We start from the raw sequence: 14,818 nt of genomic DNA, 5'->3' as shown, positions 1-14,818 counted from the left end.
AAACATATGAAAACAATAAAATATTTAATTACAGCACTATCTATAGGCACTATTATCAATAGTTGCTCCAGTGACCTGAATACTTTGCCAAACGGAGATATTTCGGGTGAACAACTAAAAGATGATCAATCAAAGGCTGAAAAAATTCTGGGCGGTATATATCTGGATCTTCGCAGCAATGGTGCCGGAGGAACTACTCTACATTCCGACTTTGGCATTATGGCCATTAAAGCAGGAGCCGACCTTATGTCAAATGATGTAATACAGGCCACCAATCAGCATTTAGGTATGTTTTATAATTATGATGCTACAAATGCAAATAACTCTGCTGCCGAATTTGTGTGGACTACTTTTTATGCCAGAATTTTTGTAATTAACAAGCTACTGGATGATTTAAAAAATGATAATAGTACATCTAACAGAGCTATAGCAGGGCAACTGCATGCACTAAGAGCTTATTCCTATTTTTATCTGATCCGCTTCTATGCCAACGATTACAAAGAGCATAAACAAGATCCCGGGCTCCCATTGGTACTTACAATCAATAACCAAAGTCAGGGACTTGCAAGATCCACAGTAGCCGAAGTATACCAGCAGATTACAAAAGATATTGAAGAATCTATCGTACTATTAGGCAGCTATGCACGCTCTTCCAGAGCACAGATAGACCAAAGAACGGCTAAAGCAATTGCTTCTGAAATATATCTGCAAACCGGAGATTATGCTAAAGCCAGTAAATATGCAAATGAAAGCAAACAAGGAATAGCACTGATGACTGAAAATGATTACACCTCTACCGGTTTTTCCAACATCAATAATCCGGAAGTAATATGGGGATTCCATAACACGACATCTACCATGAGTATCGGAAATTATTATGCATCATTTTTCTCCATGTTTGATAATACAAACAGAGGTTATGCCGGAGCTGCACAAATTTATAAACTAATAGATAAACGTCTTTATGATGCTATTCCGGGAACTGATTACCGTAAAAAAGTATTCAATGGCAGCCAAAAAGCAGATTACACCTTCAATGGAACTGAAAAAAACTATCCACCATACGTGAGCTGGAAGTTTAAGGATCCTACTATGTTTGAGGGTGACTATATCTATCTCAGAGCTTCTTCTTTATACTATACAGAAGCTGAAGCACTGGCAAGGCAAGGTCGGGAAGCTGAAGCCAGACAGGTTCTTTACGAAATCACTTCTCAAAGAGACAAAACATATTCTCTGTCTTCAAAATCAGGGAGTGAGCTTGTGAACGAAATTATCCTTCAGAAAAGAATAGAACTTTGGGGAGAGGGCTATGCATGGTTTGACATGAAAAGGCTGGGTACACCGCTGGAAAGGATATATCCGGGAACTAACCATACCTTCGGAAGATTCAATATAGCACCTGATAAGTTCAAATTTCAGATCCCTAATAAAGAAATCAATAACAACCCACAGATTAAACAAAACGAATCATAAATTGTGTGGATTATTTTTTAGTTTTTTTAATGGCCGGATATTACTTCCGGCCATTTTTAGTGCACTTTATAATCAATCGCAAAAGATATAATACCCTAGGTATTACTTTCTTGTATTATCTATAACATTTTTTATACTTTAGCAAAACCAATCCGAAATATTACTATTACCATGAAAAAAAATCTATTCTCTGCAACCCTTGCCGTTGTATCGCTTATTTCATGCTCCCGACCGGAGATCCACGCCAGCACTTCCGAATTAGAGGCAGCGGCTTCTTTACAGCCTAAATCAGCATTGCCGGAACAGACTTATTCATTTAGTGTTCTGCAATTCAATATATGGCAGGAAGGAACCCAGGTTTCCGGAGGATATGATGCTATTGTAAATGAAATTGCTGAGCGTGAACCTGATTTTGTAACTCTTTCAGAAGTTAGAAATTATAATAATACTTCTTTTGATCAGCGTATTGTAGCTTCCTTAAAAGCAAAAGGAAAAACATATTATGCCTCCAGAGGAGATGACAATGGTGTTCTGAGTAAATATCCTATTAAAGAGTACTCGGCCTTTAGTGCATACCACCGACTTGTAACCGAAGTTATTCCCGGAAATGAAGTTGTTATCTATTCTGGTCATTTAGACTATACACATTACGCAGTATACTATCCCAGAGGATATGATCCGGTAACTTTCAAAGAATTACCAGCTCCTGTTACAGACATTGCGAAGATTACAGAAATGAACGATCAGTCTAAACGACCTCAGCAAATTCAGGATTTTCTTTCCCGAGCAAAACAGGATATTGCCAGTGGTAAAACAGTGATTCTGGGTGGAGATTTCAATGAGGCTTCTCATCTGGACTGGACAGAGGCAGTTAAAAATTTATATGATCATCGGGGTACAGTTATCAACTGGAGTTCCACCGCTACACTTTCCAAGGCCGGCTTTAAAGATAGTTATAGAGTAATGTATCCGGACGAAGTAAATTATCCTGGATTTACATGGCCGGCACAGTCTTCATGGACTCCTAAATCTGACGAACGGGACAGAATTGATTATATCTTCTATTATGATAACGGAAATATTTCTGTAAGTGACAGTTATATTGTAGGACCAAAAAATACAGTAGTAAAGAATGTTTCGGTTCCGGAAACTTCAAAAGATAAATTTTCTGAACCAAAAGGTATCTGGCCTACAGATCATAAAGCTGTTTGGAGTACTTTCAAGGTTAAAATACTTCAGAATAATGCAAAAGTAGTATTAAACAAAACCAGTTATAAACTCAACGAAGCAATTCAGGTTTCCTTTAGTAACGGATCTACAGATCCCAAGGCATGGATTGGTATATACAAGCAAGGTCAAACTCCGGGAACTAATTATTCAGCAAAATGGCAATATACAAACGCTACAAGTGGTACACTGAATTTTGCTCTGGATACTCCCGGTTCCTATTATATCTCTTTTTTTAAAGACAACGCATATACCGAAATTGCACCGAGAGTATATTTCACTTGCGGAAACTAGTTCTATATTGATGGATATTTAAAATAACAAATCTCAATGATATTTCAAAAAAAGCTAAACAAAAGACTCATTCAAACATCATTGAGATTTGATTACTAGCTGTATTTTTAATACGAATATTGCCTAAATTAATATTTAACTTTGTCCTATCTTTATTTATAAATTTAAGCTCTTTAATCATACTATCTTTTCTTTCTGCTAACTTCAACTTAATGGTTACTGAATCTAATTTATAGATGACCAATCCCGGTTTCTGTTTTTCAATTTTAATATTTAGCGCTTTAAACTCTTTCGTAATTTTATTAAAATCATTTGCATTAGAGTCAATAACAATACCTGATAAATCAATAATCTTTTTATTTTGATCAAATACCTTTTTTAAAAAGTCTTCTCTTTTAAATTCAGAATAATTAATATTGAATAAATAGTTTAAAAAAACAGGATTGTATATCGCATACCAAGTCGCAATACTCCCCTTCAAATCGCTATAGAAAAAGGTATACCATAATATTTCTTTACCTCCAAATGACCAGTTAGCTTCACTTTTCTGAAATTTCAAATCTTTAGATTCCTGAATGCTTTTTTGTACAGCATCAAGAGTATTATTAAAGGTATCCCATGAAAATCCGATTCCTATAGATCCAATTTTTTCTTTGAATCTATTCTCAGGCCCCATAATTTCTAAATAGGTAGATTTAAACCTCATATAAATAGTCGTTGCAGAATTATCTACCGGAAGAAAATTCGGAAGTCCCTTGTCCTGATTCGCCAAAGTATTTAATTCATTGCTCTGTTTTAAAGCATTAAATGTAGCGGAATCAACGACCACATATATATGATTTACTTTAAGATCTTTTAAATCAGAATTACCCCTTGATTCCTGGCCAGAAAAGGCCATACTTACAAAAAGGATTAAGAGTGAAAATATTTTTGTCATCTGGCTGGGTGTTTAGTACCTACAAAACTAATCAATTTCAATTAACGCAACAAAGTTTAATTAATTATTGAAAAGAAATTCTTAGAGATGATTATTTTTTCTATATTGCAACTATATTGCATTAATGTATTTTTGACTTTAGCCACTTAGAATATAAGCTATAATTCATAAAAATATATTAACCAGTAAATAATTCCAGATCCACCAATGAAAATTAAAATATTAAAAAGAATTAAGCATTTTTTTGAAGGCGAGCATTATCCATTTTTCCGACAACTGGATACAATGGACTGTGGCCCGACATGCCTTAAAATGATTACCAATTATTATGGAAAAGAATTATCCTTAAGTATCTTACGAGATTTGTGTGACGTCCGCAGTCAGGGTACTTCCGTAACCGGATTAAAATATGCAGCAGAAAATCTTGGATTCAACACATTTGCTGCGGAAATAAAGCAGGAAGTATTATTAGAAAAAGCTCCATTGCCTTGTATACTGCATTGGGATCATAATCATTTTGTTGTTCTATGGCATCTTACCGAAACCCATGCCTATGTCGGAAATCCGGCGCTTGGAAAAAATATGCGTTATGCTCTCAGCGATTTTATAGAACATTGGAGATTATCGGGACAAGGAGATAAAGGAATTGCCATCTTTTTAGAAACAACAGAAGCCTTTGATCAGGTAGAAAATTCCCCAGAACCTCCGGTACATCTGTTTTCTTTACTGAAGCGAATAGATAATCATTATAAAAATATTTCCTTTATCATACTAACCCTTTTGGTCGCTACTCTCTTAACATTAGCCATCCCATTACTTACTCAGGCTGTTGTAGACAAAGCTATTACCAGAAAGGATATCGGAATATTATCGTTGATTTGTATTGGTCAGATTCTACTATTCACAGGAAGAATTTTTACAGATTTTTTGCGCAGCAGATTACTCTTTAAGGTAGGAATGACTATTAGTATAAAGCTGATATACGAATTTGTAGATAAGCTGATGCAGCTTAAACTTTCTTTCTTCGAATAATCCCATTTTCTTTTTCCGAAGAAAGAGTATTGTATACCAAAACTATAATGAGCAAAGGAATGAGGTATAAATTAACATACACCAGATCCAAGCGCCCCTCAAAAAGAATAGCAGGGTTGGTTATTTCCCTGTCAATGGCAGCATAATCTGTATAATAATTGACCTTCTCCGTAACAGGAGTTACATCTTTTATTCCAGCTGCCAAACCCGTCAATGGATAAGGATAATCAAAAGCCATTCGCGGATATCGATAATCTATTACATAGGGATTTCCTGCATTTTCTGCCTGCTTCTTTTTCTCAAAAGTCAAAGTATCACTAAAAGCCTTCAGGGTATTATGATAATCTTTAACAGATTCTTTCTTTGCCTCGTCAATAGCATCCAACTTTTTATTCGTCAAAGCATTCCCGGAATAAATAGCGTAGCCTCCAATTACAAAAAACAGAAAAAAAAGAACCCAGACTGTCGGCTGTCGAAAAATATGTTTCCATTCATATACTAACAACATTACTTTATCTTTCATATCTTAAAAATAATTTCGCTTAATAATTAATCTGAAAGAGAAAATCAATATCAGAGTCCAAAATAACAATGACAGAATAGCAATTGTACGATTACGGATAACAGATCCTACGGCAGGGTATCGATAGTTAAAATCCGGAAAACAGCTATAAAACTCTTGGTTATTTACTTTTACTTTCCCGGAAACAGCAATTTCAAGCTCTCTTTTATTCAATCTGTTCATCATATTATTTCTGTATTCTTCGGCTTTATTAAAAAAATCAATATGATGCTGTACATCTGTTCCGGCAAATGCCTTAGAAAGTTGTTGTACTGCTATAAAAGGGTTAATAACACCCATATAATCCATAAATTTCTGCTGTTGATTAAACTTCTCCTCTACTTTCTTAGAATAAAAAGCATTTACTTTATTCTCATAAGCTTCGGCTTGAATAAGGTCAAGAGCAAAACGAATTTTTTCTGGTAACTGATCTATACTGGTTGCGTTGAACTGGTTAAGATGCTTTTTCAAGTATATTTCAGATCGGGAAGTATAATCACCATCCTTCCCAAGCCCTTTATCGAAACCTGTTTTAACATTATGCTCAAATTCATGGTAGGAAGGTAAAGGATAGAGGTTATCTGCTACTGAAGTACTGAATTTTGGAATTAACAGAACGCTAAAAACCCATACTGTAATATTAGCCATTAATGAAGACCAGGATGAACGGCTTAAAGCAGAAATCAACAGAACTCCGCCTGCAACAAGCAGAAAATACACTGCATATAGAATAATCCAATATCCTGCTCTTATCAAATAACTGACAGGTTCATCCTCAAAAATAAGCCCGCCAACCATTATTACAAATGGTGGTACAATGAACATTAGAACCGCAGTATAAAGAGCCATAAATTTCCCTGCCAATAATTGTTCAAATGAGGCACCTTGTACAGATAATACCTTTAGAAATCCTTTTTCACGTTCCGCTGAAACAGAAGAGAAGCCTAATCCAATAATAATCAATGGTATAAACCATTGAAAAAAAAATGCTGTATTCAAATCTGGCCGTCTCATAAATGCTTCCAGATCTGGTAATCTGTAGGAGTGTATTTGTGGTCTTTTATGAGCTTCTACTCTATATTGATTTTCTGAATAAACATTAGTACCCGATTCCAAAAGGGATAAATAGCTGACAGGCTTAAAAAGAAATGTTCCCCAATGTGCAGCACTATGATTGTTCCGGTTCTGATCTCTCCATTCGCTATCTATTACCTCTTTAGCTTGCTTATTCTTAGCCGATGCGGCGGTAAGCTGTACATAGTTGCTCCCCCAAACTCCTAATAAAATAAATGTATAAAAGACGATAAACAGCTTCAGTCCATTTTCCTGAAATGCTTTGAATTCATGTCTAGCGACTAAAAATGTAATTTTTAATTTAATCATTCATTTACTTTTAATCATTATTATATCAGGATAAAGCTTTTACAAGAACTAATTGTTATTGCAACATTGTAACAAAAATAAAAATACTTTTAAAATAAACGCATCTTTGTTGCAATAATTTTTCATAGTTTTATTCTTGCATATAATCGAGATAAATTTTTTCCAGCTCATTGGCTGTTACATCAGAAGCCGACATTTCCTTCACCAGTAATCCGTTTTTAAGAATTCCAATACGGCTACATGTTTCTCTTATCCTGAAAATATCATGTGAAGCCATCAGAATAGCGGCTCCATTTCCCGCCAGTTTTTTCAGTAAGGCAGAGAGTTCATTGCTTGCTGAAGGGTCGAGACCACTCGCCGGTTCATCCAGCAGATATACTTTGGCTTTTTTGGCATAGGCAATGGCAATTCCTACTTTTTGCCTCATTCCTTTGGAATATGTTTCCGTCTTCTTATTTTGCGAATCTATCTGTAATCCACAATCCGAAAGAATAATTGAAAGTTCTTCCGTGCTGTATTTTTTCCCAGCCAGCTGACAGAAATAATATAGATTTTCTATTCCCGTTAAATAGGGATAGAGGTTTACATTTTCAGGAATGTAGCCTATAATTTCCCGGGCTTCTTTGGCATTTGTTCCAGTATTTATATTATCCAGAAGCGTTATCCCCGAATCTGGTTTTAGAAATCCCAACAACATATTCAATGTAGTAGACTTCCCTGCACCGTTAGGGCCAATTAATCCATATATTTCTCCTTTCTGCACGGATAGAGAAAGTCTTTCTACAGCCAATTTTCCCTTGTAAGATTTACTTGTATTTTCAATATTTATCATAATTTTCAATGTATTTGATTCAGATGTTCAAAAATCACCTTAATGCAATATTGTTTCAAAAATAAAAATTATATTCATTATCGCAACATTGTATCGTTAATTACATTGAAATTAAAAAAGGAAAACGTGGAGAAATACAATAGTAAGAAGGAAAATTATAAGACTGATACATCAATCCAAAATAGTATCAAGAGTATTATTTTTCTCGTGTAAATTAATACTCTAAACTGATTTATTCTATCATTATAAGATAACTGCTAAAGAGCGATCTCTTTTTGGCGTCTACAATTACAATAAAATCTCAGCCAATTAAAACATTTCGAATATTCCATAAAAAATAAAAATGTACAATAGAATAACAGTCTCAGAAATAAATTGTAATATTATCTTCACACTTTTGCTGAATAATAAAAAACACAAATATCTTGTATAACAACACCAAATAATGGTATAGCTAAGCAGATTATGTATAATAATTGCAAAAAGCATCGTTTGCTGGAAATATCAAAAAAACAAATTAAGAATATGAAAAAAAAGATTTTAACATTAACATTTCTAGGCGGAGTAATTATCTGCTTTGGACAAAGTATAACCGGAAAATATGCAGAATCTGCTATCATTGCACCTGATAAAGTCCGGAACATGATGCAAAATGATGTCGTAATAACTACGGACAAGAATATCTCTAAAAAAATATGGGTCAGCAATCTTATCGGAAATACAACTTTTTATGCAGTGAGAAATGCTGCGAATGAAGAGAAAGAAGTTTATAATATTCCACCTCAAAATATTGGGGGATACGCTGTAAATATTGGATGTATCGTTTTTGATAAAGAAGAAAAGCAAATATCTATCGCACTTAACAACAAAAGTAATTGTATCGGAATGTCCCAATCTGATTACGGAAATGTTTCTGTAGGAAAAGATGGGATTAAAGCCGGTGGTGTTAAAGTAGGCTCTAATGGTGAAATCTCTGCCGGAGGCGCCAAAGTAGGGAAAAAAGGATTAAATATAAATACCAAAGAAGCTCTTTCCGGCCTGCAATATGTTGGCACTAAACTGTAAGAAAAATTTGATATAATCTTAATTATAATCAGCCTTCAAGCAATAATCAAAAGACCACTAAAAAGTGGTCTTTACCGATTAAGTTTGCTACTGATTCGTTTTACTATACTAAAAAGTATTTCTAATTATAGGTCTATACTGAGGAGTCATTTGCAAAAATTGAAGATGTATGATAGATAGACTCTAACAGGAAATTAATAATATTTCACATTCTATTATTTTGTTCTCCACCCCCATTTCCGTAATTTTATTGTCTGTAAAAACAGAATTCATATAACATTTAAACAATGGAGAAATATAATTACGGAATGATTGGTCTCGGAGTAATGGGGCGCAATCTTCTTTATAATATTGCTGATAATAATTTTTCAATTGCAGGGTTTGACCTGGATGAAGAAAAAGTAAAAGAATTACAGACTGGCGCTACTTCCGAAATGAAAGTAAAAGGAAGCACGACTCTGGAAGATTTTGTATCAGCATTGGAAACCCCAAGAAAAATTATCCTTATGATTCCTGCAGGAAAACCTGTAGATGCAGTTTTGGGAAACATAACACCACTTCTTAGCCCGGGAGATATCGTCGTAGATGCAGGGAATTCTTATTTCGAAGATACCAACAGACGTATTGCTGATTTAGCAGCAAAAAATCTACACTTTATGGGAATGGGTGTTTCGGGAGGTGAAAAAGGTGCAAGAACAGGTCCCAGCATCATGCCCGGAGGAGATTTGGAAGCTTTCCACCTTCTTCAGCCAATGTTAGAGGCTATTTCTGCAAAAGTTGATAACGAAGCCTGTACTGCATACATGGGGAAAGGTTCTGCCGGAAACTATGTAAAAATGGTGCATAACGGGATTGAGTATGCCATTATGCAGCTTATCAGCGAAGCTTATGACCTGCTTAAAAGAGGAGCAAACCTAAACAACGACCAATTATACGAAGTTTTCAAAGAGTGGAATAATGGAGAAATGAACTCGTTCCTGATTGAAATTACCCGTGATATTTTCCAGCAGAAAGATTCCCTTACGGGCGGTTATCTTGTAGATAAGATCCTGGATAAAGCCGGAGCGAAAGGAACCGGAAAATGGACTTCCGAACAAGCTATGGAAATTGGAGTTTCTATTCCAACTATAGATATCGCAGTTACTTCAAGAATTTTGTCCGCTTATAAAGACGAAAGAATTCAGGCTTCTAAACTATACTCGGAAAAAGAGATTGTAAGTCCTGAAAATACAGATTTATTCATTAAAGAAGTTGGGGATGCCTTATATCTGGCTACGCTGATAAGCTATGCACAAGGTCTGGCTTTACTGGTAAAAGCATCTAAAGAATATGATTTCCAAATCCCGTTACGGGATGTTGTAAAAATCTGGAGAGGCGGTTGTATCATCCGATCAGTTCTATTGGAAAAATTCTATTCTGCTTATTCCAAAAATCCGGATTTATCCAATATTTTACTGGATCAAAATATTTCTGCTATCGTTAAAGAAAAAATCAGCTCATTGCGAAAAACAGCCAGCTACGCTGCATTAAACGGAATTCCTTCTTTAGGTATTCAAACTGCATTGGGATATTTCGATGCTTATACAACAGAATCTCTTCCTGTGAATCTTATCCAGGCTCAGCGTGATTATTTCGGAGCACATACCTATCAACGTATTGATCAGGAAGGTACTTTTCACACTTCATGGCAATCTGCAAACAACTAACATCAGGAAATAATGAGTGAAGAAAAAGTCCTGCATCCGACAACTATAATTATTTTCGGAGCAACAGGTGATTTAGCAAAGAGAAAGTTGTTCCCGGCGTTTTATAATTTGTATATAGATGGCAGAATGCCTGAACAATTTAATATTATCGCCTTAGGAAGATCGGAAAACACCAATAAAAATTTCAGAAATTACGTTGTAGAAAATCTGGAAAATTTTTCCAGAAAAAAAGGAACTCCTAAAGACTGGTCCGGATTTAAGTCCCACATTACCTATTTCCAGCATCAACTGGATCAGGAAGACTCCTACCAGGCACTGAATCAGAAACTAGAAGATTTAGACAATACATACGGAACCAGAGGTAACAGATTGTTCTATCTATCAATTGCCCCTAATTTTATTGCTACAATTTCTAATCATATTAAGAATGCTTCATTAGCTTCTGATCCTGCAAAAGATAGAATCATTATCGAGAAACCTTTCGGCCACGATAAGCAGTCTGCAATTGAACTTAATAATCTTCTGGGTGAAACTTTCGAAGAAGAGCAGATTTACCGTATCGACCATTATTTGGGAAAAGAAACAGTACAGAATATTCTGGCATTCAGATTTGGAAATTCAATTTATGAGCCTTTATGGAATCATAACTACATAGAATCTGTGCAGATTACGGTAGCCGAAGAGGTTGGCGTAGAAACAAGAGGAGCCTTCTATGAGCAGACAGGTGCATTAATAGATATGGTACAGAATCACTTACTGCAAATTCTGTGTATGGTAGCCATGGAACCACCAGCTTCTCTGGAATCCGGCGAGATCAGAGATCGCAAAGTAGATGTTCTGAAGTCAATCCGCAGAATTTCACCCGATCAGGTTAGTCATTATGCAGTGAGAGGCCAGTATGGTCCTGGCATTATCAATGGTGTAGAATCCAAAGGTTACCGACAGGAAAATGGAATTGCTCCGGATTCCAATACAGAGACTTTTGCTGCTGTAAAATTCTATCTGGATAATGAAAGATGGCAAGATGTTCCGTTCTATGTCCGCACCGGAAAGAAAATGAAGGAAAAGCATTCTTATATTACCATTCAGTTTAAGCCTCTTCCCCACTCTACATTTTCAAACAGCTCGCACCAACTTTCAGCCAACAGACTCATTATTAACATTCAGCCGATGATGGATATCAGACTGCAGTTTATGACAAAAAAACCAGGTCTTTCATTGGTTTTAGAGCCTGTAGAAATGATTTTCGACAACTTTGCCTGTCAGGAAGATACTCCGGAGGCTTATGAAACCTTATTACTGGAATCTCTTTTAGGAGACCTTACGTTGTTTATGCGTTCCGATCAGGTAGAAGAAGCTTGGGATGTAGTAAAAACCATACAGGAATCCTGGAAGAATAATAAAGACACTTCTTTCCCTAATTATGCAGCAGGAAGCTGGGGACCGGAAGATAGCATAGAGCTTGTTAAAAGACAAGGCCATAAGTGGGTGTAAACTATAATAATTAAAAAAAAGAAATGAATATTACGGTATTTAATGACCTTGAAAAACTGTATAAAAAAGCAGCAGATACATTTATTGACCTTTCAAAAAAATCTATTGAGAAACATAATCGTTTTGTTGTAGCACTTAGCGGCGGTTCTTCACCAAAAGCTATTTTCAGCTTATTGGCTACTTCAGAATATGCAGCGCAAGTGGAATGGAATAAAGTTTATTTCTTTTGGGTAGACGAAAGATGGGTTCCTTTGAATGATGAAAAAAGCAATGCAAGGATGACCTTTGAAACGCTTTTGGCTAAAGTTCCTGTCAACAAGGATCATATCTTCCCGATGTATCAGGACGGAATAGAACCTGAAGAGTTTGCCAAAGTATATGAACAACAGATAAGAAGTGTTCTTGGAAACGAGGGTGTTTTTGATTTTATCCTTCTTGGGATGGGAGATGATGGTCATACAGCTTCTTTATTTCCCGGTGAAGCCATCCTGAATGAGAACCAAAAATGGGTAGATGCTTATTACCTGAAACCTCAGGAGATGTTCCGTATTACCCTGACTGCACCTTTGATTAATAAAGCAAATAATATTCTGGCTGTAGCATTCGGTGAATCAAAAAAACATGCACTGAACGAAATATTGAACGGTGAATATAATCCTACATTATATCCAATGCAGCTCATTAACAAAAAAGAAAGCTTCCAGTTCTTCACTGACGAGAAAGCCAAAGGATAAAATATTACAAATAAAAAAGACCACTTTTCGGTGGTCTTTTTTATTTCTGTAAAAGAAGTCTTTATTTAGAACGTTTGGGGAAACCAAATAAATAACTGGTTATAATCGGGACTACAAATAAAAGAACAGTAGTTGCCGAAATCAGAACTTCCATTGTATGTCCACTTAAAAATTCTGCCAGCGACGTGGTTGGGTAAAAATGTTCGTACAACGACAATGTAAGCTTAACACCTAAAATCGCAATAACAATAAAAGCAATGGTTTCTAAAAAAGGAAACTTTTGCATTAAGCGTACAAACCATTGTGCAATAAATCTCATGGCTAAAATCCCTATGAAAACGCCTATTGTAACCAAAAGCAAATTTTTTGAAAAGGCCACAGCTGCAAAGACATTATCTATGGAAAATGCCAGATCCATTACCTCTACCAATGCTACCGTTGTCCAGAATTTGCCTAGAAGACCTACAGAATTTCTATAGAGCCATCCGGATTCTTTAGGGTGTTGCTCTTTCTGTTCTTCTTCTCCATCTGAATTTTTATTCTTTTTAATAAACCAGTCCAAAGCAATATAGATGAGATATAAACCACCCAAGGGTTTTACCCACCATACAGAGATGAGCACTGAAGCAAAAATAAGTGCTAAACCACGAAACAAATAAGCACCCCATATACCGTACTTAAGTGCTTTTTTCCGTTGCTTTTCCGGTAAATCCATCACCATCGTTGCCAAAACAGCTGCATTGTCTATTGACAAAAGACTTTCAATAAGAATTAAATTGGCAATAATGATTGCAGACTTTGTTGGATTTTGAAGAATCTCTTCTAAAAGGATTGAGAAATCAGAAAGTATCATTTATATATTAACGTGTTTTTGATTTATTTTCGAAATAATGGCACCACCAATAGCAATTCCTATAAAGTTGGTCACAGCTCTTGCCTCATTCATAAAACGATCTATACTATACAACAGTGCAATCTCTGACATCGGAATTTTCCCGAATTTATCAAGGGTGAAAACAAGTGCTAAGAAGCCAGATCCGGGGACACCCGATGCTGTTTTTGAAGCGATTGATACAACAATAAATAACCAGATATAATCTGTATAATCTAAATGGATATTATATAATTGCACAAGAAATATACAGGCAATTGAGAGATAAATACAGGCTCCTGCAAGGTTAAAATTGTATCCTAATGGAATAATAAAGCGAAGAATTTTCCTGTTGTATCCCTGTGACTCCATTTTTTCAAAAATCATCGGAAAAGCAGTCTTTGATGATGAAGTTGCCAGAACAAGTACAATTTCTTCTTTGATACTGATAAGAAAATCCCAAAGATTAATTTTGAACAAATAAGATACTATACCCAATATTCCTACAATGAAAACAATACATGCTAAATATACTGTTGCAACAAGCTTGCTCAGTGGCAAAAGAGTATTGATTCCGTAAACGGAAATACTATAAGCTATATTACAGAAGACAACAATAGGAAGAAGAAAATACAAATACTTTATTAGCTTGTAGAGCATCTCTCTACCGTTATCCAAAAGAAGGAGAATCTTGTCTTTATTTTTAAAAAAATTAATAACTATCCCGCCCACAATTGACAACAAAATAAGTATCATATAATTGTTGATATACAGCAGACCTTTGTAGCTGATAACAGGAGAGTCTGAAATATATTTACCGACAGAAGCTATATCAATTCCTGTATCCGCACCTGGCTTTAGTAAAAAACCAAAACCAAGCCCCAGTAAAATACTTATTGTAGTAATCAATAGAAAATAACAGATCATTTGTACAATAATCCTGAATGCATTTTGGATACTGAAAACATAACTAACACCGTAAGTAGTTGCAATAAAAATAACAGGGACTATTAATAACTCCAGAACCTGAAAGAAATAATAGCTTACAATTCTTAGTTTCTTACTTACTTCCGGGAAATAATAACCCGTGAGTGCACCACAAATAATTGCTGCAAAAATATATAAAGAAAGGCTTCTTACATATGTGTCAGAAAATGTTTTTTGTCGGAAAGCAGAGCCCATTAGAAAGTTATCATGTTAAAGTATAT

Annotated in this window: 13 protein-coding genes; 7 read left to right on the top strand and 6 right to left on the bottom strand. The window is 35.3% G+C overall.

Annotation, left to right across the window (positions count from 1 at the left end; genetic code table 11):
- Positions 1-6 precede the first annotated feature (6 nt).
- Complete coding sequence (locus tag C8J95_RS09665; RefSeq protein WP_107808157.1) at positions 7-1,473, top strand: RagB/SusD family nutrient uptake outer membrane protein; 1,467 nt, start codon at positions 7-9, stop codon at positions 1,471-1,473.
- Between the two features lie 171 nt (positions 1,474-1,644).
- Positions 1,645-2,994, top strand: a complete 1,350-nt coding sequence (locus C8J95_RS09660; RefSeq protein ID WP_107808156.1) for an endonuclease/exonuclease/phosphatase family protein — start codon at positions 1,645-1,647, stop codon at positions 2,992-2,994.
- 67 nt (positions 2,995-3,061) lie between these two features.
- On the opposite strand, the gene C8J95_RS09655 is transcribed toward C8J95_RS09660, so the two are convergent.
- Positions 3,062-3,931 carry a DUF5829 family protein gene (locus tag C8J95_RS09655; RefSeq protein ID WP_107808155.1) on the bottom strand — a complete coding sequence of 290 codons (870 nt, stop codon included), beginning with the start codon at positions 3,929-3,931 and terminating at the stop codon, positions 3,062-3,064.
- 207 nt (positions 3,932-4,138) lie between these two features.
- Here C8J95_RS09655 and C8J95_RS09650 point away from each other — a divergent pair, with 207 nt between their 5' ends.
- A complete protein-coding gene (locus C8J95_RS09650; protein WP_107808154.1) occupies positions 4,139-4,963 on the top strand; it encodes a cysteine peptidase family C39 domain-containing protein in 825 nt (274 codons plus the stop codon).
- Here C8J95_RS09650 and C8J95_RS09645 read toward each other — a convergent pair.
- From C8J95_RS09645 to C8J95_RS09635, 3 genes are all read right to left on the bottom strand, one after another.
- Positions 4,941-5,486, bottom strand: a complete 546-nt coding sequence (locus tag C8J95_RS09645; protein WP_107808153.1) for a hypothetical protein — start codon at positions 5,484-5,486, stop codon at positions 4,941-4,943. The two genes, C8J95_RS09650 and C8J95_RS09645, sit on opposite strands and share 23 nt — an antisense overlap.
- 3 nt (positions 5,487-5,489) lie before the next feature.
- Positions 5,490-6,908: a DUF3526 domain-containing protein gene (locus C8J95_RS09640; protein ID WP_107808152.1), complete on the bottom strand. Its 1,419-nt coding sequence runs from the start codon at positions 6,906-6,908 to the stop codon at positions 5,490-5,492.
- A 130-nt stretch (positions 6,909-7,038) separates the two neighbouring features.
- Positions 7,039-7,740 carry an ABC transporter ATP-binding protein gene (locus C8J95_RS09635; RefSeq protein ID WP_107808151.1) on the bottom strand — a complete coding sequence of 234 codons (702 nt, stop codon included), beginning with the start codon at positions 7,738-7,740 and terminating at the stop codon, positions 7,039-7,041.
- Between the two features lie 525 nt (positions 7,741-8,265).
- Here C8J95_RS09635 and C8J95_RS09630 point away from each other — a divergent pair.
- The 4 genes from C8J95_RS09630 to pgl all read left to right on the top strand — a co-directional run bounded on the left by C8J95_RS09630 (position 8,266) and on the right by pgl (position 12,739).
- Positions 8,266-8,805, top strand: a complete 540-nt coding sequence (locus C8J95_RS09630; protein WP_107808334.1) for a hypothetical protein — start codon at positions 8,266-8,268, stop codon at positions 8,803-8,805.
- 287 nt (positions 8,806-9,092) lie between these two features.
- Complete coding sequence (gene gndA, locus C8J95_RS09625) at positions 9,093-10,511, top strand: NADP-dependent phosphogluconate dehydrogenase (RefSeq protein WP_107808150.1); 1,419 nt, start codon at positions 9,093-9,095, stop codon at positions 10,509-10,511.
- A gap of 12 nt (positions 10,512-10,523) precedes the next feature.
- Positions 10,524-12,005 (top strand): glucose-6-phosphate dehydrogenase, encoded by a 1,482-nt coding sequence (zwf, locus tag C8J95_RS09620; RefSeq protein ID WP_107808149.1) that lies wholly within the window; start codon positions 10,524-10,526, stop codon positions 12,003-12,005.
- Positions 12,006-12,028: 23 nt separating this feature from the next.
- Positions 12,029-12,739, top strand: a complete 711-nt coding sequence (gene pgl, locus C8J95_RS09615) for a 6-phosphogluconolactonase (protein ID WP_107808148.1) — start codon at positions 12,029-12,031, stop codon at positions 12,737-12,739.
- Between the two features lie 61 nt (positions 12,740-12,800).
- On the opposite strand, the gene C8J95_RS09610 is transcribed toward pgl, so the two are convergent.
- The gene (locus C8J95_RS09610; protein ID WP_059322463.1) at positions 12,801-13,592 is read right to left on the bottom strand and encodes a TerC family protein; all 792 of its coding nucleotides are present in this window, start codon (positions 13,590-13,592) and stop codon (positions 12,801-12,803) included.
- The gene (locus tag C8J95_RS09605) at positions 13,593-14,792 is read right to left on the bottom strand and encodes a cation:dicarboxylate symporter family transporter (protein WP_107808147.1); all 1,200 of its coding nucleotides are present in this window, start codon (positions 14,790-14,792) and stop codon (positions 13,593-13,595) included.
- Positions 14,793-14,818 lie beyond the last annotated feature (26 nt).

It is taken from the genome of Elizabethkingia sp. YR214, assembly GCF_003058195.1.
Lineage (GTDB): Bacteria > Bacteroidota > Bacteroidia > Flavobacteriales > Weeksellaceae > Elizabethkingia.
The sequence above is the reverse complement of the archived record's forward strand: the minus strand, read 5'-3'. Positions and strand labels throughout refer to the sequence as shown.

Coding starts and splice junctions, on each gene's coding strand:
- C8J95_RS09665 (WP_107808157.1), top strand. CDS start 7: ATGAAAACAATAAAATATTTAATTACAGCACTATCTATAGGCACTATT.
- C8J95_RS09660 (WP_107808156.1), top strand. CDS start 1,645: ATGAAAAAAAATCTATTCTCTGCAACCCTTGCCGTTGTATCGCTTATT.
- C8J95_RS09655 (WP_107808155.1), bottom strand. CDS start 3,931: ATGACAAAAATATTTTCACTCTTAATCCTTTTTGTAAGTATGGCCTTT.
- C8J95_RS09650 (WP_107808154.1), top strand. CDS start 4,139: ATGAAAATTAAAATATTAAAAAGAATTAAGCATTTTTTTGAAGGCGAG.
- C8J95_RS09645 (WP_107808153.1), bottom strand. CDS start 5,486: ATGAAAGATAAAGTAATGTTGTTAGTATATGAATGGAAACATATTTTT.
- C8J95_RS09640 (WP_107808152.1), bottom strand. CDS start 6,908: ATGATTAAATTAAAAATTACATTTTTAGTCGCTAGACATGAATTCAAA.
- C8J95_RS09635 (WP_107808151.1), bottom strand. CDS start 7,740: ATGATAAATATTGAAAATACAAGTAAATCTTACAAGGGAAAATTGGCT.
- C8J95_RS09630 (WP_107808334.1), top strand. CDS start 8,266: ATGAAAAAAAAGATTTTAACATTAACATTTCTAGGCGGAGTAATTATC.
- gndA (WP_107808150.1), top strand. CDS start 9,093: ATGGAGAAATATAATTACGGAATGATTGGTCTCGGAGTAATGGGGCGC.
- zwf (WP_107808149.1), top strand. CDS start 10,524: ATGAGTGAAGAAAAAGTCCTGCATCCGACAACTATAATTATTTTCGGA.
- pgl (WP_107808148.1), top strand. CDS start 12,029: ATGAATATTACGGTATTTAATGACCTTGAAAAACTGTATAAAAAAGCA.
- C8J95_RS09610 (WP_059322463.1), bottom strand. CDS start 13,592: ATGATACTTTCTGATTTCTCAATCCTTTTAGAAGAGATTCTTCAAAAT.
- C8J95_RS09605 (WP_107808147.1), bottom strand. CDS start 14,792: ATGGGCTCTGCTTTCCGACAAAAAACATTTTCTGACACATATGTAAGA.